The 23,953-nt window shown below is 59.0% G+C and carries 23 protein-coding genes and 1 pseudogene; 8 read left to right on the top strand and 16 right to left on the bottom strand.

Going from position 1 to position 23,953, the window contains the following annotated elements; genetic code table 11:
* Positions 1-4 precede the first annotated feature (4 nt).
* Positions 5-1,324, bottom strand: a complete 1,320-nt coding sequence (locus H097_RS22565) for a PAS domain-containing methyl-accepting chemotaxis protein (protein ID WP_032862574.1) — start codon at positions 1,322-1,324, stop codon at positions 5-7.
* An 805-nt stretch (positions 1,325-2,129) separates the two neighbouring features.
* Between H097_RS22565 and H097_RS22560 the strand changes: the two genes are divergently transcribed.
* Positions 2,130-2,546 carry a GNAT family N-acetyltransferase gene (locus H097_RS22560; protein ID WP_032862573.1) on the top strand — a complete coding sequence of 139 codons (417 nt, stop codon included), beginning with the start codon at positions 2,130-2,132 and terminating at the stop codon, positions 2,544-2,546.
* On the opposite strand, the gene def is transcribed toward H097_RS22560, so the two are convergent.
* The 3 genes from def to H097_RS22545 form a co-directional block, all read right to left on the bottom strand.
* On the bottom strand, positions 2,543-3,082 hold the full coding sequence (gene def, locus H097_RS22555) for a peptide deformylase (protein ID WP_032862572.1): 540 nt from the start codon (positions 3,080-3,082) through the stop codon (positions 2,543-2,545). The genes H097_RS22560 and def overlap by 4 nt on opposite strands.
* A gap of 3 nt (positions 3,083-3,085) precedes the next feature.
* On the bottom strand, positions 3,086-4,039 hold the full coding sequence (locus H097_RS22550) for a YihY/virulence factor BrkB family protein (protein WP_032862571.1): 954 nt from the start codon (positions 4,037-4,039) through the stop codon (positions 3,086-3,088).
* Positions 4,040-4,214: 175 nt separating this feature from the next.
* Positions 4,215-4,406, bottom strand: a complete 192-nt coding sequence (locus tag H097_RS22545) for a CsbD family protein (protein WP_032862570.1) — start codon at positions 4,404-4,406, stop codon at positions 4,215-4,217.
* 199 nt (positions 4,407-4,605) lie between these two features.
* On the opposite strand from H097_RS22545, the gene H097_RS22540 reads away from it, so the two are divergent.
* Positions 4,606-4,983, top strand: coding sequence for a hypothetical protein (locus H097_RS22540; protein ID WP_032862569.1), 378 nt, complete (start codon positions 4,606-4,608; stop codon positions 4,981-4,983).
* Positions 4,984-5,045: 62 nt separating this feature from the next.
* Here the strand turns inward: H097_RS22540 and fadD1 are convergent, their stop codons facing one another.
* Both fadD1 and fadD2 read right to left on the bottom strand, forming a co-directional pair.
* Positions 5,046-6,737: a long-chain-fatty-acid--CoA ligase FadD1 gene (fadD1, locus tag H097_RS22535; protein WP_032862568.1), complete on the bottom strand. Its 1,692-nt coding sequence runs from the start codon at positions 6,735-6,737 to the stop codon at positions 5,046-5,048.
* A gap of 380 nt (positions 6,738-7,117) precedes the next feature.
* The gene (gene fadD2, locus H097_RS22530; protein WP_032862567.1) at positions 7,118-8,806 is read right to left on the bottom strand and encodes a long-chain-fatty-acid--CoA ligase FadD2; all 1,689 of its coding nucleotides are present in this window, start codon (positions 8,804-8,806) and stop codon (positions 7,118-7,120) included.
* A 210-nt stretch (positions 8,807-9,016) separates the two neighbouring features.
* Between fadD2 and H097_RS22525 the strand changes: the two genes are divergently transcribed.
* Together H097_RS22525 and H097_RS22520 are read left to right on the top strand one after the other, a co-directional pair.
* The gene (locus tag H097_RS22525; RefSeq protein WP_032862566.1) at positions 9,017-9,961 is read left to right on the top strand and encodes an alpha/beta hydrolase; all 945 of its coding nucleotides are present in this window, start codon (positions 9,017-9,019) and stop codon (positions 9,959-9,961) included.
* Between the two features lie 68 nt (positions 9,962-10,029).
* The gene (locus H097_RS22520) at positions 10,030-10,500 is read left to right on the top strand and encodes a MaoC family dehydratase (protein WP_032862565.1); all 471 of its coding nucleotides are present in this window, start codon (positions 10,030-10,032) and stop codon (positions 10,498-10,500) included.
* A gap of 146 nt (positions 10,501-10,646) precedes the next feature.
* Here H097_RS22520 and H097_RS22515 read toward each other — a convergent pair whose 3' ends face one another.
* Entirely contained in the window at positions 10,647-11,114 is a 468-nt protein-coding gene (locus H097_RS22515) for a PA2169 family four-helix-bundle protein (RefSeq protein WP_032862564.1), read from the bottom strand.
* Positions 11,115-11,320: 206 nt separating this feature from the next.
* On the opposite strand from H097_RS22515, the gene H097_RS22510 reads away from it, so the two are divergent.
* Positions 11,321-11,557, top strand: coding sequence for a DUF3820 family protein (locus H097_RS22510; RefSeq protein ID WP_003213031.1), 237 nt, complete (start codon positions 11,321-11,323; stop codon positions 11,555-11,557).
* 12 nt (positions 11,558-11,569) lie between these two features.
* The gene (locus H097_RS22505; RefSeq protein ID WP_032862563.1) at positions 11,570-12,742 is read left to right on the top strand and encodes an aminotransferase class V-fold PLP-dependent enzyme; all 1,173 of its coding nucleotides are present in this window, start codon (positions 11,570-11,572) and stop codon (positions 12,740-12,742) included.
* 203 nt (positions 12,743-12,945) lie between these two features.
* On the opposite strand, the gene H097_RS22500 is transcribed toward H097_RS22505, so the two are convergent.
* Genes H097_RS22500 through zwf form a run of 3 tightly spaced genes read right to left on the bottom strand, consistent with a single transcriptional unit; the run spans position 12,946 to position 15,795 of the window.
* Complete coding sequence (locus tag H097_RS22500) at positions 12,946-13,611, bottom strand: bifunctional 4-hydroxy-2-oxoglutarate aldolase/2-dehydro-3-deoxy-phosphogluconate aldolase (protein WP_032862562.1); 666 nt, start codon at positions 13,609-13,611, stop codon at positions 12,946-12,948.
* Positions 13,612-13,628: 17 nt separating this feature from the next.
* Positions 13,629-14,342, bottom strand: a complete 714-nt coding sequence (gene pgl / locus H097_RS22495; RefSeq protein WP_032862561.1) for a 6-phosphogluconolactonase — start codon at positions 14,340-14,342, stop codon at positions 13,629-13,631.
* Positions 14,329-15,795 carry a glucose-6-phosphate dehydrogenase gene (gene zwf, locus H097_RS22490; RefSeq protein ID WP_032862560.1) on the bottom strand — a complete coding sequence of 489 codons (1,467 nt, stop codon included), beginning with the start codon at positions 15,793-15,795 and terminating at the stop codon, positions 14,329-14,331. The genes pgl and zwf overlap by 14 nt, the downstream gene beginning before the upstream one ends.
* 219 nt (positions 15,796-16,014) lie before the next feature.
* Here zwf and H097_RS22485 point away from each other — a divergent pair, with 219 nt between their 5' ends.
* Positions 16,015-16,875 (top strand): MurR/RpiR family transcriptional regulator, encoded by an 861-nt coding sequence (locus H097_RS22485; RefSeq protein WP_169850571.1) that lies wholly within the window; start codon positions 16,015-16,017, stop codon positions 16,873-16,875.
* Positions 16,876-16,998: 123 nt separating this feature from the next.
* On the opposite strand, the gene H097_RS22480 is transcribed toward H097_RS22485, so the two are convergent.
* On the bottom strand, positions 16,999-17,844 hold the full coding sequence (locus tag H097_RS22480) for a D-hexose-6-phosphate mutarotase (protein ID WP_032862559.1): 846 nt from the start codon (positions 17,842-17,844) through the stop codon (positions 16,999-17,001).
* A 213-nt stretch (positions 17,845-18,057) separates the two neighbouring features.
* On the bottom strand, positions 18,058-19,404 hold the full coding sequence (locus tag H097_RS22475; protein WP_032862557.1) for a carbohydrate porin: 1,347 nt from the start codon (positions 19,402-19,404) through the stop codon (positions 18,058-18,060).
* Between the two features lie 76 nt (positions 19,405-19,480).
* Between H097_RS22475 and H097_RS28905 the strand changes: the two are divergent.
* A pseudogene (locus H097_RS28905) lies at positions 19,481-19,588 on the top strand (outer membrane lipoprotein carrier protein LolA); the annotation flags it as partial.
* Between the two features lie 8 nt (positions 19,589-19,596).
* Here H097_RS28905 and H097_RS22470 read toward each other — a convergent pair.
* The 4 genes from H097_RS22470 to H097_RS22455 form a co-directional block, all read right to left on the bottom strand.
* Positions 19,597-20,754: an ABC transporter ATP-binding protein gene (locus tag H097_RS22470; protein ID WP_032862556.1), complete on the bottom strand. Its 1,158-nt coding sequence runs from the start codon at positions 20,752-20,754 to the stop codon at positions 19,597-19,599.
* Between the two features lie 2 nt (positions 20,755-20,756).
* Complete coding sequence (locus H097_RS22465) at positions 20,757-21,599, bottom strand: carbohydrate ABC transporter permease (RefSeq protein WP_029296393.1); 843 nt, start codon at positions 21,597-21,599, stop codon at positions 20,757-20,759.
* The gene (locus H097_RS22460; RefSeq protein WP_029296391.1) at positions 21,592-22,500 is read right to left on the bottom strand and encodes a sugar ABC transporter permease; all 909 of its coding nucleotides are present in this window, start codon (positions 22,498-22,500) and stop codon (positions 21,592-21,594) included. The genes H097_RS22465 and H097_RS22460 overlap by 8 nt, the downstream gene beginning before the upstream one ends.
* A gap of 156 nt (positions 22,501-22,656) precedes the next feature.
* Positions 22,657-23,943 (bottom strand): ABC transporter substrate-binding protein, encoded by a 1,287-nt coding sequence (locus H097_RS22455; RefSeq protein ID WP_032862555.1) that lies wholly within the window; start codon positions 23,941-23,943, stop codon positions 22,657-22,659.
* Positions 23,944-23,953 lie beyond the last annotated feature (10 nt).

Raw genomic sequence — 23,953 nt, 5'->3', positions numbered from 1 at the left:
GGCACTATTGCAGTTGTAGGGTGGAGTTGAACTGGCCAATGGCATCGACCACATGCCGCGAGCCTTCCTGGATCTCCAGGATCACCTGCCCCGCTTCATTGGCCAACTCCACTCCCAACCCGGTGCGGCTCAGGCTCGACTGCATGCTCGACACCGCACTCAACGACAAGTCGTGGTTCTTGCGCACCACCTCGACAATCTCCAGCGTCGCCTGGCTGGTGCGTGCCGCCAGGCTGCGTACCTCGTCCGCCACCACGGCAAAGCCGCGGCCATGCTCACCTGCACGCGCAGCTTCAATGGCCGCGTTCAGCGCCAGCAAGTTGGTTTGATCGGCAATCCCGCGAATGGTCTGGACGATGGTGCCGATGATGTCCGACTGCTTGCTCACCGCGTCGATGCTCACCGCCGCTTGATTGAGGTCGCGGGAAATTTCTTCGATGATCTGCACCGTCTGTTGCACCACCTCCGAGCCCTTGCGGGCACAGGCGTCGTTCTGCACCGAGGTGGCGTGGGCCGAATCGGCAGCAGTACGCAACGTGGTGACCTGGTCGGTGATATCACTGGCGAACTTCACCACTTTGTACAGACGCCCGCTGGCATCGAAGATAGGGTTGTAGGAGGCTTCCAGAAACAGCGTCTGACCATGCTTGTTGCGCCGCTCAAAACGATGGGAGTGGAATTCACCCCGGTTAAGTGACGCCCAGAACGCTTTGTAAGCCGGTGATTCCACCTCGGCGCGATGGCAGAACATGCTGTGGTGCTGGCCAACGATTTCGCCGAGGGAATACTGCACCGTCTTCAGGAAGTTCTGGTTGGCATTGAGGATCTGCCCCTGGGGCGTGAACTCGATGACCGCCATGGAGCGGCCAATGGCATCGATCAGGCTTTGGTTTTCATGTTCGTGGTGAACCCGTTCGGAAATATCCGACGCCACCTTGATCACGCTCTGCACCTGTTTATCCGGGCCATACACCGGCATGTAGCTGGCCTCCAGCCACACTTCCTGGCCACTTTTGGTCAAGCGCATGAACGTGCCACTGATGGGCTCACCCTGAGCCAGGTCCCGCCACAATTTGGCGTAGGCATCGCTACGGTAATAGGCCTCCTCACAGAAGATTCGGTGGTGTTTGCCACGTACTTCCTCGGCGCTATAACCCATGGCCCTACAAAAGTTTTCGTTGGCATCCAGTACCACGCCGTCGCGATCGAACTCAATCATCGCCATGGAGCGACTGATGGCCGCGAGCTTAGCCTGGGCCTGGGTCAGCGCACAGGAAAAACGCTCGATTTCCCGCAGGTCGGATTTGTGGTGGAGGTTAAACATGATCGGATCACCTTCAGCGCTGTCTTTGAATGACGGTTAGTTCTTGGATTTGACCCAGTACAACTTTCCACAAAACAGGCAAACGCATCCGTCCAGAGACAGGACAAGTGTCAGGCGATAGATAAATGATGGCTAATCGGAGAGTCCATGAGGCAACACTCGTTTCAAGGCATCCTTTTCTTGATGACCCCGTCTGGGGCCCGCTTTAACCGACACACGTAAATCCATTTAACCTGAAGCTCCTTTTTCCCGGCGCTTTGACATACGCACTTATCCATTCACAGTTTGTATAGTGCTCATCAACCACTATGCAAGCAGCCACCCAAAACGCTTCATATGGCAAGCGACATACAGGGTTATGGATGAGCATAGACAGGGCTTGGCACTATGCAAGGCCATTAATCAGCCAGCATTGATAAACAGGTGTTGGAGGGGATGTGCAGGGGCAGGATGTATCGATGCCGCTGTAGGAGCGAGCTTGCTCGCGAAAAGCTTGAGAGCGCCGCGCTTTACCTGCAAACACGCGTTTTCGTTAGCGCTCTTCGCGAGCAAGCTCGCTCCTACAGTGAAGTCCTCAGTGACCAAACAGACCTGTCTCGGTCTTCTTGGCTTTTTTGTCCGCGCGTTTTTCATCGGCGGTCTTTGCCGGTTTTTTCTTCGCGGCTTTCTTTGAATCCATACCTTTGGCCATGATGCATGCTCCACTAACAGAGGAAGTAACAAGGGGTATAACACCTATTGCCCAACAGAAGGCGCTTTGCCCGACTTATAATCCCCGCCCCTTGATCACGCCTGTCAAACCACCATGCCCGAGTTGCACTTTGATCGACTGGCAGAGCCCCTGTGGCCGCTGCTGAACAAGTTCTACCGTAGCCACAACTCTTCGATGAAAGCCCTCAAGGGCGGCCAATTGTGGGTGGCGCGCAACAGCGAGATCGTCGCCGGGCTGTGCCTGAGCCCCGTGGTCGGCGGCCAGTGGTTGACTGGGCTGTTTGTCGATCCGGCCTTACGCGGGCAAGGGCTGGCGACGCGGCTGATCGCACACGCGATCGCACCCGCCGAAGGGACGGTGTGGCTGTTGTGCCACCCGGATCTGGAAGGGTTTTATACAGCCCAGGGCTTCAGCCAGCAGACCGTGTTGCCGCAGTCGCTGGCCGAGCGCCTGGTGCGCTATAAACGCAACAAACCGATGATTGCCATGGGCGTGTGCCGCCAGGGTTAATCGTCAGCGGCAGGGTCCATGTCCGGGAACATCACCTCGATAAACCCGAACTTGCTGAAATCAGTGATCCGCGACGGGTACAACCGACCGATCAGGTGGTCGCATTCATGCTGCACCACCCGCGCATGGAAACCGTCGGCAATCCGCACAATCGGCTCGCCCTTGGGGTCAAACCCCTCGTAGCGAATCTGCTGGTAACGATCCACCGCACCACGCAGCCCTGGCACCGACAGGCAGCCTTCATAGCCCTCCTCCAACACCGGACTCAGCGGGGTAATCAGCGGGTTGATCAGAATGGTCTGGGGCACCGCCGGGGCATCCGGGTAGCGCTCGCTGCTCTCGAAGCCGAAAATCACCAACTGCAGGTCGACACCGACCTGCGGCGCGGCCAGGCCGACACCGCCCACGTGTTCCATGGTCTGGAACATATCGTCGATCAGTTGCCACAACTCGGGGCTGTCGAACATTTCCGGTGGCACCGGTGGCGCGATGCGCAGCAGGCGCTCGTCGCCCATTTTCAGGATTTCACGAATCATCGGTCAGGTTTCATCAGTGGTGGGCTTGGGAAGCGAATGGTCCCGGCCGAGGCCCGAGACATGCTGTTTTTCATCGTGGTGGTGTTCGCCAAAGTCCTTTTCCCCCGGATCCTTGCCTTCGGCGGACATATGCTCGATCACCGCGTTCATCTCCGCCCCCAGCAGCAGGACGGCGGCAGAAATGTAAAAGTACAGCAGCAGGACGATAATCGCGCCGATGCTGCCATACATGGCGTTGTAGTCGGCGAAGGTCTTGACGTAATAGCCAAAGCCCAGCGATGCAACGATCCAGACCACTACCGCCAGCACCGAGCCTGGCGTGATAAAGCGAAATTTCTGCTTCACGTCCGGCATCACGTAGTACATCAAGGCCACGGCAAACATCAGCAGGATCACGATCAAGGGCCAGCGCAGGATAGTCCACAGGGTGACCACGAATTCCTGCATACCAATCTGCCCAGCCAGCCACTCCATCACTTGCGGCCCCAGGACCATCAGCGCGGCGGCGGCCAGCAACATCCCGGCGATGCCCACGGTGTAGAAAATCGACAGCGGGAAGCGTTTCCAGATCGGCCGGCCTTCCACCACATCGTAGGCGGCGTTCATTGCACTCATCATCAGGCGCACACCTGCTGAGGCGGTCCACAGCGCGATGACGATACCCACCGACAACAGCCCGCCCTTGGATTGCTGTAACTGGTCGATCACCGGGTTGACCTGCTCAAGAGCCTGGGGCGGCAACACCAGTTCCGATTGCAGGCGCAACCAGCTGAAGAAATCCGGCAGATGCAGGAAACCGATCAGGGCAATCAGGAACAGCAGGAAGGGGAACAGCGAAAACAGCATCTGGTAGGCCAGTGCCGAAGCGTAGGTAGACATCTCGTCATCGACGAACTCTTTGACGGTGCGCATCAGCACGCGGTGCAGCGGCAGGCCTTTTAATACCGGAAAAATCATAGCGTCTCCTTTCGCCGCAAAAGGTTGAGGTCGTGGGCGACTCAGGGGCCGTTTTCTACATCAAGGTAGCCTATTTGGCGACCTTGAAACAATTTCGAAACGTTAGTCAGCAGATGTGACATAAAAACGGCCATCCGTGGATGACCGTTATGCTACGTGTTGGCCGTCGGGTTAATCAGGCTTTGTCGACCGTATTCTTTACCGCGTCCTTGACCTTGCCAACCGCTTGCTGGGCTTCGCCCTTCTTCTCTTGAATCTTGCCTTCGGCCTCAAGCTTGGTGTTGTCTGTGGCTTTGCCGATGCCTTGCTTGATATTGCCGATAGCTTCGTTCGCTAAACCTTTTGCCTTATCCGCTGTGCTGCCCATGGTATTTCTCCGTAAGAACAATCAAGGGTTTGGGTCATTACGTAAGGGTTGACCCTGGGCCTTTGCGCAGAGTTTCAATTATTTGCGTAAGGCATTTCATCACCCAATACAGGTTTGGCTTTATGTTTTGCGGCCAACCCCCGAGAATGCCCGGCAGATTCAGGCTCAATCGCTGAATAACAGATCCCGTAGGAAGGTTATGAAACTCAATAAATCACAGGCCATCGCCCGCAGAAACCTGGAACTGGGCGGTGCCGTGCTCGGTGTCAACAACTGCCATTTCACCGACCTGGACCGCAAGCGCAATATCTGGTGGTTCGACCTGCCAGTGGCGCGCATTGCCATCGGCCAATACGAGTGGATTCACTTGTTGATGCACAACGCCGAGACCGACCAGTTGCTGCACCTGAAAGTACCGACCGCGTTCCTGCGTGAAAAGCTTGAAGGGTTGGTGGTGCGCAATGCGGGCAAGCGCAAGCCGGAGATTACCCTGGAGCTGAGCGCGGACAAAGATTCGTTCCTCAAGGATGTGCGCCCGGCGGGTGCGGGCGTGGGCTTCGCGCAGTTCGCCCTGTAAACATTTGGATTGCACTCCAATCAGCGCCCAATAAAAAGCCCCGCATTTGCGGGGCTTTTTGTTTACTTCTTCAGGCCCAGCTTCTTCAGCTCTTCGTCACGCAGCTCACGACGCAGGATCTTGCCCACGTTGGTGGTCGGCAGCGCTTCGCGGAATTCAACAGCCTTTGGCACTTTGTAGCCGGTGACATTGGCGCGCATATGCTCCATCACCTGCTCCTTGGTCAGGGTTGCGCCCGGCTTGACCACGATGAACAGCTTGATGTGCTCGCCCGACTTCTCGTCCGGCACACCAATGGCCGCGCATTGCAGCACGCCTGGCAGGCCCGCCAGCACGTCTTCCAGCTCGTTGGGGTAGACGTTGAAGCCCGAGACCAGAATCATGTCCTTCTTGCGGTCGACGATGCGCATGTAGCCGTCTGGCTGGATGATCGCGATGTCACCGGTCTTCAACCAGCCTTCGCTGTCGAGGATCTCGGTCGTGGCATCTTCGCGCTGCCAGTAGCCTTTCATCACTTGCGGGCCCTTGACGCACAGCTCGCCGATTTCGCCCAGGGGCAACTCGACACCTTCGTCGGAGATGACTTTGCACAGGGTCGAGGGCACCGGAATGCCGATGGTGCCGATCTGGATATGCTGGATCGGGTTGACCGTGGCCACCGGGCTGGTTTCGGTCATGCCGTAACCTTCACAGATGTTGCAGCCGGTCACGGCCTTCCAACGCTCGGCCGCCGCCAGTTGCAGGGCCATGCCGCCCGACAGGGTGACCTTGAGCGCCGAGAAATCCAGCTTGCGGAAGCCTTCGTTGTTGCACAGGGCTACGAACAGGGTGTTCAGGCCGACAAAGCCGCTGAACTTCCACTTCGACAACTCCTTGACCATCGCCGGCAGGTCGCGCGGGTTGCTGATCAGGATGTTGTGGTTGCCGATCAGCATCATCGCCATGCAATGAAAGGTGAAGGCATAGATGTGGTAGAGCGGCAGCGGTGTGATCAGGATCTCGCAGCCTTCGTTGAGGTTGGAGCCCATCAGCGCCTTGCACTGCAGCATGTTGGCCACCAGGTTGCGATGGGTCAGCATCGCGCCCTTGGCCACGCCGGTGGTGCCGCCGGTGTATTGCAGCACGGCCACGTCTTCGCTGGCGGGGCTGACTTCATTGACCGGCTGGCCATGGCCCTTGGCCAGGACGTCGTTGAACTTGATCGCCTGGGGCAAGTGATAGGCCGGGACCATTTTTTTCACGTACTTGATGACGCTGTTGATCAGCAGCCGCTTGAGCGGCGGCAACAGGTCAGCCACTTCGGTGACGATCACGTACTTGACGGCAGTCTTGGGTACGACTTTTTCTGCCAGGTGCGCCATGTTGGCCAGGCAGATCAGGGCTTTGGCCCCGGAGTCGTTGAACTGGTGTTCCATTTCCCGCGCGGTGTACAGCGGGTTGGTATTGACCACGATCAGGCCGGCACGGATAGCCCCGAACACGGCGACCGGGTATTGCAGGAGGTTGGGTAATTGCACGGCGATTCGATCACCGGGCTGCAAGTCGGTATGCTGTTGCAGGTACGCGGCAAAGGCACCGGACAATTCGTACAACTCACCGTAGGTGATTGTCTTGCCCAGGTTGCTGAAAGCCGGTTTGTCGGCGAAGCGCTGGCAGGACTGTTTCAGTACCGCCTGAATATTTTGATACTCGTCTGGATTGATGTCTGCAGCAATCCCGGCGGGGTACTTATCCTTCCAAAAGTCTTCGATCATGGAAGCCCACTCCTCAGCGACGCGAATTCATTCACCGCATTTGATGCGATTATTATTTGTGTGTGTTTTTTTAGGTGATTCTGGCTGTTTCAAGCAGGCCGAGAGGTCACAAAGCGCGCCGAGAGTAGCAGCTTTGCAAAGGGCCGCCTAGAGCCAAAAGAGGGCCCTACAGTCATAAACATGACTCAAGAATATGCAGTAGTCATTTTTAGAGCAAAAATTCTATAAGCCCCAAAACAGCTCTACTTAAAGGGTGTACACAGTAAATGTGGGAGCTGGCTTGCCTGCGATGGCGGCGGGCCAGTCGATACATCCTTCGACTGATACACCGCCATCGCAGGCAAGCCAGCTCCTACATTGGGATCGCATTTCAGTTCAGGTCAGGCGATGTCGCGCAGCTCCCGGCGCAGGATCTTGCCTACCGGCGTCATCGGCAACGAGTCCCGCAACACAATGTGCTTGGGCACCTTGTAGCCGGTGAAGTTGGCCTTGCAGTAGGTCTTCAGTTCCTCAAGGCTGACGCCCTGGGCGCGCGCCACGACGAACAGCTTCACCGCTTCGCCAGTACGCTCGTCCGGCACGCCGATCACCGCGCAGCTGGCCACGCTCGGATGGGCCATCACCACGTCTTCGATCTCGTTGGGGTACACATTGAAGCCCGAGACGATGATCAAGTCCTTCTTGCGGTCGACAATGCGCACAAATCCATCCGGGTCGATCACCGCAATGTCGCCGGTCTTGAGCCAGCCTTCGGCGTCCAGGGTCTCGGCAGTGGCCGCCGGTTGCTGCCAATAGCCCTTCATGACCTGCGGGCCCTTGATACACAACTCGCCGCGCTCGCCCAACGGCAACTCCACGCCGGCGTCATCGATGACTTTCATCGCCGTACCCGGCACCGGAATACCCACCGTGCCCAGGCGTGATTTATCGCCGTACGGGTTGGTGCTGGCCACCGGCGACGTTTCCGTCAGGCCGTAGCCTTCGCCGATGGAACAACCGGTGATCTGCTTCCAGCGCTCGGCAGTGGCCTTGACCAGGGCTGTGCCGCCAGAGTTGGTGATTTTCAGGTGGGAGAAATCCAGGGTCTTGAAATCCGGGTGTTCCATCAGCGCGACAAACAGCGTGTTGAGCCCCAGCAGCCCGGTAAAACGCCACTTTTTCAACTCCTTGATAAAGCCGCCGATGTCCCGTGGGTTGGTGATCAGCACGTTGTGGTTGCCGGTGACCATCATGCACATGCAGTTCGCGGTGAAGGCATAGATGTGGTACAGCGGCAGCGGCGCGACCATCACCTCCTGCCCTTCCTTGACCAGCGGATGCCCGTCTTCGCGTAGCTGTGACATGCACGCCCGCACCTGCTGCATATTCGCCACCAGGTTGCCGTGGGTCAGCATCGCGCCCTTGGCCAGGCCAGTGGTGCCACCGGTGTATTGCAACACCGCGATGTCATCCAGGGCTACCGGATGGCGGGTCACGGCCAGGCCTGCGCCCATGCGCAAGGCACGCTTGAACGAAACCGCCCGGGGCAGGCTGTACGCCGGGACCATCTTCTTCACCTTGTCGACCACGGTGTTGATCAGCCAGCCTTTGGCAGCGGGCATGAAATCGCCCATTTTCGCTTCGATCAGGTATTCGATCTCGGTATCGGCCGTCACTTCCTGGACCCTGGAACCGAACAGGTTGAGGTAGACCAGGGCACGAATGCCCGCGTCCTTGAACTGATGACGCATTTCCCGCGGGGTGTACAAAGGGTTGGTGTTGACCACGACCAACCCGGCGCGCAAGGCGCCGAATACGGCAATCGGGTAATGCAGGACGTTGGGCATCTGCACCGCAATACGATCGCCCGGCTTGAGGTCGGTGTGGTGTTGCAGGTAGCCGGCGAACGCCGCGCTCTGGCGCGCAAGATCCGCGTAGGTCAGGGTGATCCCCATGTTGCTGAATGCCGGACGGTCGGCAAAGGCCTTGCAGGAACGCTCGAAGACTTCGATCACTGACTTGTACGCCGACAGGTCAAGCTCGTTGGGAACGCCTGCTGCGCGTTTGTCATTCCAGAAATCAGGTTGCATTATTCTTGTCCTCTACCTGAGTGTGCCCGACCGCATTCCAAATGCTGATGGGAAGCGGAGCTTCGGGGACGTTAGCAGTTATGGCCAAACAGGCAAATACACAAAAACGTGTCATTGATTGTATGAATCTTGCCCCTGAGGCCAGGGCTGATCAGACGCCACCCCACGGATGAGCTATACACTGCAACGACCCTGAGCAAAGGAAGCGCCATGAACCACACCACTTTCTGGCTGAGCGCGAACGATCGCAGCCGCCTGTACGTCAACCAGTGGCTACCGGACGAGCCACCCAAGGCGTTGATCATGCTGGCCCATGGCATGGCCGAGCACAGCGGCCGCTATGCACGCCTGGCCCAGGCCCTGTGTGATGCCGGCTACGGCGTATATGCCCTGGACCTGCGCGGCCATGGCCGTACCGCCGATGAAGGCACCCTGGGCCTGTTTGCCGAGCGCGATGGCTGGAGCAAAGTGGTGGGCGACCTGGCCGCGCTCAACCAGCACATCGGCCAGCAGGCGCCTGGCGTGCCGATCATTTTGCTCGGCCACAGCATGGGCAGTTACATCGCCCAGGCTTATCTGCTGCATCACAGCGCCAGCCTGCACGGGGCGATTCTCAGTGGCTCGAATTTCCAGCCGGTGGCCCTGTACCGCGCCGCCCGCCTGATCGCCCGGGCCGAGCGGCTGCGCCAGGGCCTGCGGGGGCGCAGTGCGCTGATCGAGTTCCTGTCGTTTGGCTCGTTCAACAAGGCCTTCAAACCCAACCGTACGGCATTCGACTGGCTGAGCCGCGACCCGGACGAAGTGGACAAGTACATCAACGACCCCCTGTGCGGCTTTCGTTGCACCAACCAACTGTGGGTCGACCTGCTCGGTGGCTTGCAGCAAATCAGCAAAGCGTCCAATCTCAAACAGATTGATCCGGGCCTGCCAATCCTGGTGATGGGCGGCGAATGTGATCCGGTCAGTGAGGGCAAGCGTCTCACCAGCCTGGCCAATGCCCTGCGCGATGCCGGCTGCCAGAACCTGCAGTTGAATATCTACCCGCAAGCGCGCCACGAACTCTTCAATGAAACCAACCGCGACGCGGTCACCGCCGATGTACTGGCGTGGATAGCCCAGGCCGTGAACCACCGCCGACCGGCGCGCTGCGAATGAACCGAAATATATTTTCGTTTAAAATCAACGAATTAAGATTATCGATTAGCCACAGGATGCACGATTAGATGACCCAGGTTACCAACACGCCTTACGAAGCCCTCGAAGTCGGCCAGAAAGCCACCTACAGCAAAACCGTGGAAGAGCGCGATATCCAGCTGTTCGCAGCCATGTCCGGCGACCATAACCCGGTTCACCTGGATGCCGAGTTCGCCAAAGCGACCATGTTCAAGGAGCGTATCGCCCATGGCATGTTCAGCGGCGCCTTGATCAGCGCGGCAGTCGCCTGTGAGCTGCCTGGGCCGGGCACCATCTATATCGGCCAGCAGATGAGCTTCCAGAAACCAGTGAAAATCGGCGACACCCTGACCGTACGTCTGGAAATTCTCGAAAAACTGCCCAAGTTCCGCGTGCGGATTGCCACCCAGGTGTTCAACCAGCGCGATGAGTTGGTGGTGGATGGCGAAGCGGAGATCCTGGCGCCACGCAAGCAACAGGTGGTGACCTTGACCGAGTTGCCGGCCATCAGCATCGGCTGATTAAACACCGCTATCTCAGGCCATGTAAAAAATAAAATGTGGGAGCGGGCTTGCCCGCGATAGCGGTGGATCAGTCAATCAAGATGTCGACTGACACACTGCCATCGCGAGCAAGCCCGCTCCCACATTGGTTACTGCGGCGCGGCTCAGGACTGGGCGCGAGCCTGGTTACGCAGGGCTTTCACCTGGTCATGGTTGCGCTGCGCACCATGGTACTGACGCTCAACCAGGTCACGAATGCCTACCAGGTTGTGCTTGTTGATCTTCTCGATGGCTTCTTTGTAAGCCTTCAATGCGTGGTCTTCACCGCGCTCGGCCTCGTTAAGCACCGCTTCTTCATCCTTGCCAGTCACCAGCGACTTCACGTCGACCCAGCCACGGTGCAATGCACCGGCCACGCTGCCAGACTCTTGCGGGTCACCACCCAAGGCACGCACGGCCGTCTGCAGTTCGGCAGCCGCCGAGGCGCAGTCAGCTGAACGCTTGGTGAACAGCGCCTTGAGCTCTGGATGCTTGATATCTTCTGCGCAGGTCTTGAAGCCTTCCTGGCCGTCTTTACTGGTCTCGATCAGGTCATTGAGTACAGAGATCGATTCTTTGTTGATATCAGTCATTTTTCAATTCCTTCACGGGTTTAGAAATGTATTGAGGTAGCTGCAGCGCCCGTGCCAGGTCTTTAATAAAGATTTAATCTTTATTTTTCATCAAGTTATAAATAACCCAAAAATCTGTATCCGCTTTATTTGCATGATCTGTCATTTGGCCTTCATGCAGATTGCCTGTATTTTCCAAGGCTTCTTCCTGAGTGTCTGAAGCCCGCATGAACCCTGAAAAACTCGAACTGCTGATCACCCGCGAAATGCCGTTCGGCAAATACAAGGGCCGGATCATTGCCGACCTGCCCGGCCCTTACCTGAACTGGTTTGCCCGTGAAGGTTTCCCCCACGGCGAGTTGGGCGGCCTGCTGGCATTGATGCAGGAAATCGACCACAACGGCCTGTCCGAACTGCTGGAACCGCTGCGCGCCAAACACGGAAAACCCGCCCCGCGCCACTAATCGAGCCCGACCATGCCCAACACCCGCGACGAAGCCTATTGGCAGGCCATTGCCCAGCGCTATGACCTGGAGCCCGGCCCCATCAACCTGGAAAACGGCTACTTCGGGCGTATGAGCCGGGCCGTGCTGGCGCAGTATCAGGAGCACGTTGCGTTTATCAATCGCAGCAACTCTGTGCATGTACGCCAGCGCTTCGAGCAAGGGGAGAATGAGCAGATTCGCAGGCAACTGGCCGAACTCATCCACACGGATCCTGAAGCCGTTGCCTTCACCCGTAATGCCACCGAAGCCTTGCAATCGCTGATCCGCAACTACAACCGCCTGCAACCGGGTGATCAGGTGCTGATCAGCGACCTGGAGTACGACACAGTCAAAGGCGCCATGCGCTGGCTCGCCGGCTACCGGGGTGTGGAGGTGATAGAAGTGTCCCACGCCCACCCGGCCAGTTTCGACAGCCTGGTGCAGGCCTATCGCGACACCTTCAGCCGCTACCCACGCCTGAAACTGATGGCGCTGACCTATGTCACCCACCGTACCGGCCTGGTGATGCCGGTCGAGGCCATCGCCCAGGCTGCACAGGAACATGGCGTAGAGGTGATCCTCGATGGCGCCCATGCGCTTGGCCAGATCGACTTCGACCTGGCGCAGCTAGGCATTTCGTTCGCCGGTTTTAACCTGCACAAGTGGATCGGTGCGCCGCTGACCCTGGGCTTTCTCTATATTGCCCCGCAGCGTCTGGCGGATATTGATCCGGATATGGGCGAGTTTCATTACCCGGCCACCGACGTCCGTGCTCGCACGTCCTACAGCACACCGAACTTTCCAGCGCTGATGACCTTGCCGCTGGTGTTCGAAGAACATCGGGCCCTGGGTGGTGCGTCGGCCAAGGGCGCACGGGTCAAGTACCTGCGGGATCTGTGGGTCAGCCAGGTACGGCCATTGCCGGGGGTCGAGGTGCTGACGTCGGATGATCCACGGCTGTATTGCGCGATTACGGCGTTCAAGTTCAGCGGGCGTGACCAGCAGGTGATGGCGGATCGATTGCTCGATGAGTACAACCTGTTTACCACCCTGCGCAGTGGGGCGGCGTTTGGTACCTGCATACGGGTGACGCCGGGGTTGGTGACCTCGGCGGCGGACATTGGCGTGCTGGTCAACGCGATTACCAAACTGAACACCGATTAAAATGTGGGAGCGGGCTTGCTCGCGAATGGGGTGTGTCATTCAACACATTCAGTGACTGTTACCGCGCATTCGCGAGCAAGCCCGCTCCCACAGTTCGATTGCCGTGATTTCAAGGTTTTCTACAGGCAAAAAAAAGCGGCGCACCGACCAAGTGCACCGCAAAAATGCCGTGAAGCACAGCAACAACGATTCGGTAAATCCAATCAGTCCAGCAGTGCCAGCGCCTGGGCGGTGACTTCCTGGATGCGGGCCCAGTCGCCGTTCTTGATCCACTCCGGATCAAGCATCCAGCTACCGCCCACGCACATCACGTTTTTCAACGCCATGTAGTGTTTGATGTTGGTCGGGCCAACGCCGCCAGTCGGGCAGAATTTCACTTCGCCAAACGGGCCGCCCAGGGCCTTGATCGCCGCTACACCGCCGCTGACTTCCGCCGGGAACAGCTTGAAGCGGCGATAACCCAGGCCATAGCCTTCCATGATGCCGGAAGCATTGCTGATGCCGGGCAGCAGCGGGATCGGGCTGTCGACACTGGCTTGGAGCAGGTCGCGGGTAATGCCTGGGGTGACGATAAATTGCGAGCCCGCCGCTTCGGCAGCCGCCAGCATCGTGCGATCGAGCACCGTGCCCGCACCGGTGACCAACTCCGGGCGCTGCTCACGCAGGACCTGGATGGCCTTGAGACCGAACTGCGAACGCAGGGTCACTTCCAGCGCGGTCAGGCCACCTGCCGCGAGGGCATCGGCCAGGGGCAGAATGTCCTGCTCGCGGGCAATGGTGATCACCGGCAGGATCCGCGCCTTGGCACAGAGGCTGTCGATCAGGGCAACTTTATCCGCCATGGACACGGTCGGGTGAGGGCTTTTCATAGCGGCTGATCCTTGGCTCATGGGCACCAGTAAATCTCTAGAGTGGGTTGCAAAAACGCGCGAATCGGCATGCCGGCGACATCGTCACTGGCCAGCGCTTCGCTCAGGGTGTTGAGTTTCGAATCGCCGGCAATCGACAACACGGTGTAGTTGGCAGTGGCCAGCAGGGCGCGACTCATGGTCAGGCGCTGACGGGGCACGCTGGGCGCCAGCATCGGCCAGCAACGGCGGGTGCCATCCGGCTTCAGGGCGTCGGCCAGGTTCGGGCTGTTGGGGAACAGCGAGGCGGTATGCCCGTCATCGCCCATGCCCAGCACCAGCACATCGATCGCCGGCAGTTCAGCCAGCAGGCGATCGGCCTGTTCGGCAGCCGCGTCCAGGTTCGCGGCGGCACTGTAGAGGCTCAAGAACCGGGCCTTGGCCGCCGGGCCTTGCAGCAGATATTTCTTCAACAGGCCAGCGTTGCTGTCGGCATGCTCCACCGGCACCCAGCGCTCGTCGGCCAGGGTGATGGTGACCTTGGACCAGTCCAGGCCCTGTCGTGCCAGGTTCTGGAAAAACGCCACCGGGCTACGGCCACCGGACACCACCAGCGTCGCCTCGCCACGGGCACTGATGGCCGCGCGCAGTTGTTCGGCCACGTCATTGGCCAAACCTTCGGCCAGCAGTACCGGCGTGCGGTACTCATGGGGTGTTACGCCCTGCGGCAGTTTCAAATCAGATATCGCCATACCACGACCTCCCATCCCGCGTGATCAGTGCAATGGAGCTCATCGGCCCCCAGGAACCCGCCGCGTACGGCTTGGGTGCATCACCGGACTTCTTCCACCCGGCGATCAACTGGTCACACCATTTCCACGCGGCTTCGATTTCATCTTTACGGACAAACAGGTTCTGATTGCCGCGCATCACTTCCAATAGCAACCGCTCGTAGGCATCGGGAATCCGCGCACTACGGTAGGTGTCGGAAAAATTCAGTTGCAGTGGCCCGCTGCGCAGTTGCATGCCTTTATCCAGGCCCTGCTCCTTGGTCATCACGCGCAAGGAAATGCCTTCGTCCGGCTGCAGGCGGATGATCAATTTGTTACTGATCTGCAAGCGCTGCTCGGGGGCGAAGATATAGTGGGACGGTTCCTTGAAGTGGATCACGATCTGCGACAGTTTTTGCGGCATACGCTTGCCGGTGCGCAGGTAGAACGGCACCCCGGCCCAACGCCAGTTGCGGATATCGGCACGCAAGGCAACAAAGGTCTCGGTATCGCTCTGGGTATTGGAGTTCTCTTCTTCCAGGTAACCCGGCACCGGCTTGCCAGCGCTGTAGCCAGCGATGTACTGGCCGCGCACCACTTGGGTCGTCAGGCCTTCCGGGCTGATCGGCGCCAGGGCCTTGAGCACCTTGACCTTCTCGTCGCGGATGCTGTCGGCGGACAGGTCGGCCGGCGGGTCCATGGCGATCAGGCACAGCAGCTGCAGCAGGTGATTCTGGATCATGTCGCGCAGTTGCCCGGCCTTGTCGAAATAGCCCCAGCGCCCCTCGATACCGACCTGCTCGGCCACGGTGATTTCCACGTGGGAGATGTAGTTCTGGTTCCACTGGGTTTCAAACAGGCTGTTGGCAAAACGCAGGGCGATCAGGTTCTGGACGGTCTCTTTGCCCAGGTAGTGGTCGATGCGGTAGGTGCGGTTTTCCGGGAAAAACTGCGCGACGGCGTCGTTGACCTTGCGCGAGGACTCCAGGTCAGAGCCGATGGGTTTTTCCAGGACGACCCGGGTATTTTCCGCCAGGCCGACCTTGGACAGGTTCTCGCAGATCGCGCCATACACCGCCGCCGGGGTGGCGAAGTAGGCAATCAGGCGTTGTTCGGTACCGGCCTTGTCTGCCAGGGCCACGTAGTCATCGGCCTTCATGAAGTCGACGTGTACATAGGACAGGCGCGCCAGGAAGCGCGCGGCCACGGCTTCGTCCAGCTCCTGGCCGACGTATTTGCGCAGTTCGTGCTCGATGTGGTCCAGGTGCTGCTGCTCGGAACCGGCCTCACGGGCCAGGCCCAGGATGCGCGTGTCGGCGTGCAGGAGCCCGGCGCCATCGAGTTGATAGAGGGCAGGAAATAACTTGCGCAGCGCCAGATCACCCAAGGCGCCAAACAGGGCAAAGGTGCAGGGTTCTACGGTTATCGAAGGCATGATGTTTGTTCTTTTATCAAGTTAAGCTACAAATACCTTTTTTCAAGGCATCACTCAAGGGAAAATGTAGTAATAACCACAACATTTTACCGAAATACGCATTGCGAGTGGTGGTGTTCAACTACCCTCAGTAGGATAGGCCACCGCCAAGGGTCGCTCTGCGACCCATTACAGGCCCTTATTTGCATCGTCGCCCGAAGGAAAGACTGAATGGACCGCGTGCGAAATCTTCTGGAACAGATCCGGAACCGCCTCGAAGAATTGAACAAGGCCGAGAAAAAAGTCGCCGAGGTCATCCTGCTCAATCCGCAGCAGGCGACCCGCTTCTCGATCGCTGCCCTCGCCCAAGCCGCCTCGGTCAGTGAACCGACGGTCAACCGCTTTTGCCGCTCGTTCGGTGTCAGTGGCTACCCTGAACTGAAATTGCAATTGGCGCAAAGCCTGGCCAGTGGCGCCGCCTATGTCAGCCGCGCCGTGGAAGCCGATGATGACCCCGAGGCCTACACCCAGAAGATCTTTGGCAGCGCCATCGCCTCCTTGGACAGCGCCTGCCAGGCCCTGGACCCAAACCTGATCAGCAAGGCCGTGGACCTGCTGATCCAGGCGCGGCAGATCCACTTTTTCGGCCTTGGCGCCTCAGCACCGGTGGCCATGGATGCCCTGCACAAGTTTTTCCGCTTCAACCTGTCGGTCACAGCCCATGCCGATGTGCTGATGCAGCGGATGATTGCCTCGGTGGCGCATACCGGCGAGCTGTTTGTGATCATTTCCTACACCGGCCGTACCCGCGAACTGGTGGAAGTGGCGCGCATCGCCCGGGAAAACGGCGCCTCGGTGCTGGGCGTGACCGCCGAGAATTCGCCCCTGGCCAAGGTCAGTACGGTCAGCCTGAATATTCCGTTGCCGGAAGACACCGACATCTATATGCCGATGACCTCGCGGATCATTCAGTTGACGGTGCTGGATGTGCTGGCCACTGGCATGACCTTGCGCCGCGGCGTAGATTTCCAGCCGCATTTGCGCAAGATCAAGGAGAGCTTGAATGACAGCCGGTATCCGGTGGGGGATGAGTTCAACTAAAGCTGGAATCTCCTCCAGCAGGGCCGGCCCTATCGCGAGCAAGTCCGCCCCCACATTCGAATGTGTTCACAAATCAAAAATGTGGGAGCGGGCTTGCTCGCGAAGAGGGCATCAGCAACACCACTAAACCCCAGCCCTGGCCTGCAAACTCAAATGCGCCCTCTCCCCCGGCGCCAGGCTGGCCCCGGCCATCGCCGACTCCACACACACAAACCCCGACGCCTCGTTAAAGCTCACCCCCAGCAGCGGCCGGCTGCCCGGATGCCAGACCACGGTGTTGGCACTGTCGCCGGTATCGATGCACAACTCGCGCTGCCACGCATGGTCCTTGATCTGCAGTTCGCCCTCATGCTGGAACACCCGCTGGCAGCCGCCATCGACGCGCAACTCACCTTCCTGCTGGCAGGCCTGACGGCTCAACTGGTCGTAACCCTGCGCCCCGTCTAGTCCAGACAGCGCTATCTCATCAACGTGACCAATACGCCAGTAAGCGTGCAAAGCGTGGCTCAATTGGCACGGCAGCTCATCCTGATGCTCGGTGCTCAGGCGCAGTTCCAGGCTTTCGCCCAGGTGCGCGTGCAGGTCGACCTGCCAGTCGCACAGTTGCAGTTGCCAGTGCAGGCGCACGCCGTCGTCATCGCTGCTGCTGTCGAGCAGTTTCCAGTCGATCAGGCGCGCCCAACCGTGGGACGGCCAGGCATTTTCGCTGGGATGACGGCCATACCACGGCCAGCACACCGGCACGCCACCGCGAATCGCCCCGACTTGCGGCCACTTGGCCGCGCACCACAGCCAGGGTTTCTGGCCTGTGGGCTGGAAATGCAGCAACTGTGCGCCCTGGCGACTGAACACCGCCTGGCACAACGGGTGGTCGATCACCAACACGTCGCGCATCTGAAAGCGCTCCCAGGCAAACACCGGTTGCTCGCGCAGGGATTTGAAAAAGCGTTGCAGCGGTTGCTCATGCATGTGCCACAGTCCTGATAATCATGTCGCGCAAATGTGTACATACCTGTAGGAGCGAGCCGGCTCGCGAAGGTTTTCAACGATGACGCAGGCATCCAGAGTGAACGTGGTGCCCTTGAATTTTTCGCGAGCAAGCTCGCTCCTACAGCAAAAAAAAGCGGATAGCCATGGCTACCCGCAAATGCGCACAGAGAGAAGGAGCTTATCGCAACAGCGTTAGAACACCGACTGAATTTTCAGGCCGGCCACCAGCGCGTTATCGACTTTATCCACGCCGCCCGGTTGGACAACGTATTGCAGGTTGGGACGCACGGTCAGCCAGTTGGTGACGTGGAAGCCGTAGTTGATTTCGAAGTTGTACTCGGTTTCGCGCAGAGGCGAGAACCGCGCATTGTCGTAGTCACTCACACCGTTGGAAATGTTGCGCAGCTCGGCGTTTTTCTTCACATCTTCGTTGACGTGCAGACGTGCGGCGCCAATACCTACGTCATCTTTTGGACGCGCGTCAAATGGGCCTTTGTACACCAGCATGATCGACTGGTAGTTATCGACGGTGTTGGTTTCTTTGTCGTGGAACGTGGCGTTGGCCGCGATATTCAGACCACGAGACGCGTCGCCGTTATGGGTGGTGAGTTGCTGTTGCGCAACGAACCAGTAGCCTTTCTTGCTGCTGCGGGTGCGGTAGTCAGCGCCAGTGGTGGCGGCATCATTGCCGTTGACGTCCTCACGCACATCAGGTGCATCCGCGGCGCTCTTGTAGTAACCCACACGGTATTCGCCCGGCAGGTTATTGACCTTCGGCGACCAGACCAACTCCACCGGGATCACGGTGCCTTTGGTGCCACTGCCGCTGAGTTTGAAGCCGTTGCCGTGCTCCAACTGCGATGGGTTTTGGTTGTACGCACCGATCTGCGCATACAGTTCAGGGGTGATGTGGTACTTCACGCGGATAGCGGCCTGGCTGACCGGCCAGTTGTACCAGGTGTTGACGTAGTTACCGACCTGGGAGCCGCAGAACGACAGGTTCTGGAACTCGCACGGGAAGGTGTTGAAGTCTTCGCCTTCACCGAAGTAACCGAGCTTCACGTCCAGTTTTTTGTCGAACATCTGGTGCTGGATCCAGAACTGGGTCAGACGCACCATGTGGCCACGGCCATACACTTCTTGCGACGAACTCAAGGTGCCGGCACGCGGATCGCCAATACGGTCATTGGAGATGTTGCGGCCATTACGGCTGGTCATCTGGATCTTGGCCTGGGTGTTGTCCCAGCCCCAGAGTTTTTGCAGGTCCAGCGCGACCCCAAGGCCAAACTGGTCAGCGTAACGCCCGGTTTTGTCATCGTTGTAGCCGCCGCGCGCGTTGTAGCCCGCCTCCCCAACGTAGTCAGCCTTGATGTCGATACCTTGCTCGATCAGCTTGGTACGCTCACCGCCCCAATCGCCGGTCATCCACTTGGAGTCGGCACTGAAGGCATCGTCCGCCATCGCATTGGCAGACAAGACCAGGGCTGCTGCCGCTGACAGTTGGCAGATCAGCCGGGTGTTGTTGTGTTGCTTTTTCATCCCTACATCCTCGTCTTTATTGTTATTAACTGTTTTTATCTAACGCGGTTTACATCTATTTTTATCTGAAACAAGCATCCCTGTAGGAGCGAGCTTGCTCGCGAAGATCGTTAACCCTGACGCGGGCATCTTGGATGAACGCGGCGCTCTCACGTTTTTCGCGAGCAAGCTCGCTCCTACAGTTATTGATCTTCAGCGGCCCTTGAATTGGGTGACGTTGTCGGCGTGTTGCAGCGGTTGCGAGGCGGCAGTGCCCAGGCGCTCGCCGGTCTTGGCGTCAAACAGCAGCACCTTGGCCGGATCGAACTGCAAGGTCAGGCTCTCGCCCACTTGCGGTGCCACATCCGGCGCCAGGCGGCAGCAGACCTTGGTGTCATTGAGCTGGACGAACACCAGGGTGTCCGGGCCGGTGGGCTCAGTGACCTGGACCTCGGCACGAATGCTCGGCAAACCATTGCCTTCACCGGCGGCCAAAACAATCTGTTCCGGGCGCAGGCCGAGGATCACGTCACGCTCTTCAAGACCCGCATCGCTCATGCCCAGCGGCAACTCGCAACGCGCCTGGCCGCTGTCGAGCAGGGCCAGCAGGCGGCCTTCCTTGCGCTGCAAACGCAGGGGAATGAAGTTCATCGGCGGCGAGCCAATGAAGCTGGCGACAAACAGGTTGGCCGGATCGTTGTAGATCTCTTTCGGCGTGCCGAATTGCTGGATGATGCCGTCCTTCATCACCGCCACTTTGTCGCCCAGGGTCATGGCTTCGATCTGGTCGTGGGTCACGTAGACCGTGGTGGTTTTTAGGCGCTGGTGCATCAGTTTCATTTCGGTGCGCATCTCGACGCGCAGCTTGGCATCGAGGTTGGACAGCGGTTCGTCGAACAAGTAGATCTTCGGCCGCCGCGCCAAGGCCCGGCCCATGGCCACCCGCTGCTGCTGGCCACCCGAGAGCTGGCCTGGCTTGCGATTGAGCAGGTGCTCGATCTGCAGCAGCTTGGCCACCCGCGCCACTTCCTCATCGATGGCCGGCTGGCTCATCTTGCGGATTTTCAGGCCGAATTCGATGTTCTCGCGCACGCTCATGGTCGGGTACAGCGCGTAGGACTGGAACACCATGGCGATGTCCCGGTCCTTGGGGCTCATGCCGCTGACGTCCTGGTCACCGATCATGATCGCGCCGCCGCTGATGTTTTCCAGGCCGGCGATGCAGTTCATCAGGGTGGATTTACCGCAGCCCGAGGGCCCGACGAGGATCAGGAATTCGCCGTCCTTGATCGACAGTTCAATGTTCTTCAGAGTGTCCGGCAGGCCGGCACCATAGGTCTTGTTTACGTTGCGAAGTTCGAGCGTAGCCATGATTACCCCTTGACCGCGCCGGCCGTGAGACCGCGCACGAAATACTTGCCTGCGACCACATAGACCAGCAGGGTCGGCAGCCCGGCGATCATCGCCGCCGCCATATCAACGTTATATTCCTTGGCCCCGGTGCTGGTGTTGACCAGGTTGTTCAGCGCCACCGTGATCGGCTGCGAATCACCACTGGAGAACACCACGCCAAACAGGAAGTCGTTCCAGATCTGGGTGAACTGCCAAATCAGGCAGACCATGATGATCGGGGTCGACATCGGCAGAATGATCCGACGGAAAATGGTGAAAAATCCTGCGCCATCCAGGCGTGCCGCCTTGACCAGCGCATCCGGAATGCTCACGTAGTAGTTACGGAAGAACAGCGTGGTGAACGCCAGGCCGTAGACCACATGCACAAACACCAGGCCGGTGGTGGTGCTGGCCAGGCCCATCTTGCCGAGGGTGAACGAGGCTGGCAGCAAGACGGTCTGGAACGGCAGGAAGCAGCCGAACAGCAACAGGCCGAAGAACAACTGCGAGCCACGGAAACGCCACATCGCCAGCACATAGCCGTTCAATGCACCGATGGTGGTGGAGATCAACACCGCCGGGACGGTGATCAGGAACGAGTTCCAGAAGTAACCGTTCACCGTGGCCCAGGCCTTGACCCAGCCGATACCGGTAATCACCGTCGGCCAGCTCAGCAGGTTGCCGGTGCTGATGTCTTCCGGGGTCTTGAAACTGGTCAGCAGCATGACCACCAGCGGCACCAGGTACAGCACCACGGCCAGGATCAACACCGCATGGATCGCGACACGGCTGAAGCTGATGGAAGGTTTGGCGAGACTAGTCATGGCGCTTGGTCCTCAGCTCGGAGTACAGGTAAGGCACAATGATCGCGAGGATCGCACCGAGCATCAGGATCGCACTGGCCGATCCCATGCCCATCTGGCCACGACTGAAGGTGAAGGAGTACATGAACATCGCCGGCAGGTCGGACGAATAACCTGGGCCACCGGCCGTCATAGCAGCCACCAGGTCGAAGCTCTTGATCGCGATGTGCGCGAGGATCATCACCGCACTGAAGAACACCGGACGCAGGCTGGGTAGCACCACGCTCCAGTAGATGCGCGGCAGGCTCGCACCGTCGATCTGCGCGGCACGGATGATCGATTGGTCAACCCCACGCAAGCCGGCGAGGAACATTGCCATGATAAAGCCCGAGGCTTGCCATACCGCCGCAATCACCAGGCAATACACCACGCGGTCCGGGTCGATCAGCCAGTCCAGGCGAAAGCCTTCCCAGCCCCAGTCGCGCAGCAGTTTGTCCAGGCCCATGCCGGGGTTGAGCAGCCATTTCCAGGCGGTACCGGTGACGATCATCGAGAGCGCCATCGGGTACAGGTAAATAGTGCGAATGAAACCTTCGCGACGGATGCGCTGGTCGAGAAATACCGCCAGCAGCACGCCGATCACCAGGGTGATGCCGATAAACATGCCGCCAAACAGCGCCAGGTTTTTGCTCGCCACCCACCAGCGATCGTTGTCGAACAAACGCGCATATTGCGCCAGGCCTACCCACTTATAGGTCGGCAGGAACGTCGAGTTAGTGAACGACAGCACGAACGTCCACAGGATGTAGCCATAGAAGCCCACCAGAACGATGAACATGCTCGGCGCCAGCACCAGTTTAGGGAGCCAGCGCTGCAATGCATCGAACGGCGAGGCCTTGCTGAACACAGCAACAGAACTCATGGGAAAATCCAGGGCAAGGAATAAGGGACTAGTGGGGGCCGGCTTTAGGTGGGAGCTGGCTTGCCTGCGATGGCATCACCTGGGTGTCATTGATACACCGAGGCGCCTGCATCGCGGGCAAGCCCGCTCCCACACTCAAGCCCAGCCTTCCAAGGGTTACTTGGCAGACTTGACCGCTGCGCCAAGCTTCTTGGCAGTGTCGGCCGGGTCGGCTTTCGGGTCGTTGATGAAGTTGGTCACCACATCAAAGAACGCACCCTGTACCGCCAGAGTGGTCGCCATGTTGTGCGCCATGCTTGGCTGCAAGCCACCGGACTTGGCATCCGCCAGGAAGTCCTTGGCAGCGGTCTGGGCACAGGCGTCGAAACCGTACTTGCCCATATCGCTGAGCATGTCGTTGCGCACCGGGATCGAGCCTTTGTTGATGCTGAAGACCTTCTGGAAGTTCTCGCCCAGCACCACTTTGGCAATGTCCTGCTGACCGGCCGAGGTGCCGGCATCTTTCTGCTTGAACACCGCCAGGGAGTCGATGTTGTAGGTGAAGGCCTTTTCGGTGCCAGGGAAGGCTACGCACTCGTAATCCTTGCCGGCGACTTTGTTGGCCGCTGTCCACTCGCTCTTGGCCCAGTCACCCATGATCTGCATGCCGGCCTTGCCGTTGATGACCTTGGCGGCTTCCAGGTTCCAGTCCTGGCCCTTGCCGTCGGCATCCATATAGGTCGCGACTTTCTTCAGTTCAGTCAGCGACTTGACCATGTCCGGGCCGGTCAGGGCTGCGTTGTCGAGGTCGACCAGGGCTTTCTTGTAGCCATCGACACCCATGACCGACAGCACCACGGCTTCGAACACCGTGCTGTCCTGCCAAGGCTGGCCACCGTGGGCGAGCGGGATGAAGCCTGCGGCCTTGAGCTTGTCGCCGGCGGCGTAGAATTCTTCGAGGGTCGTAGGGTTTTTGGTGATGCCGGCTTTCTTGAAGACTTGCGGGTTGATCCACAGCCAGTTGACGCGGTGGATATTCACCGGCACGGCCACGTAATCGCCTTCGTATTTCACGGTATCGGAGACTTTTTTGTCGAGCAGGCCATCCCACTTCTCGGCCTTGGCCACGTCCTTGAGGACGTCGGTATCGAGCAGCCCGGTGGACGCCCATTCCTGGATGTCCGGGCCCTTGATCTGGGCAACGCCTGGCGGGTTGCCGGCGACCGCGCGGCTTTTCAGCACGGTCATGGCGGTGGCGCCGCCGCCACCTGCAACAGCCCCGTCTTTCCAGGTGAAGCCGTCTTTCTCAACTTGGGCCTTCAGGACATCCACCGCCGCCTTCTCACCGCCCGAGGTCCACCAATGCACAACTTCAACCGTCCCTTTCGAGTCGGCGGCAAAAGCACTGAGGGGAAACAACGAGGCAATGGAAATAGCAACGGCGAGGCGATTAATCGCGTTCATCTGAGTACCT

It is taken from the genome of Pseudomonas sp. FH4, from assembly GCF_000510915.2.
GTDB lineage: Bacteria > Pseudomonadota > Gammaproteobacteria > Pseudomonadales > Pseudomonadaceae > Aquipseudomonas > Aquipseudomonas brenneri.
This window is presented reverse-complemented; position numbering and strand designations above follow the sequence as displayed.